This is a genomic window from Halorubrum sp. SP3 (genome assembly GCF_005435195.1).
GTDB lineage: Archaea > Halobacteriota > Halobacteria > Halobacteriales > Haloferacaceae > Halorubrum > Halorubrum sodomense.
This window is the reverse complement of sequence record NZ_SGTU01000690.1, coordinates 1-241: the sequence shown is the minus strand read 5'-3', so window position 1 is coordinate 241 and position 241 is coordinate 1. Positions and strand designations below refer to the sequence as shown.

Annotated in this window: 1 protein-coding gene; it reads left to right on the top strand. The window is 51.9% G+C overall.

Annotated elements, in window-relative coordinates; all coding sequences use genetic code 11:
* The coding region (locus EXE42_RS20970) for an asparagine synthase-related protein (RefSeq protein ID WP_137707135.1) at positions 1 to 241 on the top strand (241 nt) is incomplete at both ends.

The following is a 241-nucleotide window of genomic DNA, read 5'->3' as shown; positions in this document are numbered from 1 at the left end:
GTCCTCGTTTGCGGAAACTGTCGCAGAGCAGTTTGAGACGGATCATACATCTAAGGTGGTTGGTCCAACTGATATTCGCGAGCATCTCGGCGATATTATCGCCTCAATGGACCAGCCAACCATCGACGGTGTAAACACGTACTTCGTCTCGCAAGCCGCCGCAGATGCGGGACTGAAGGTAACACTATCCGGGCTCGGAAGTGACGAATTGTTCTTTGGGTACCCGACCTTTGATTCAGTA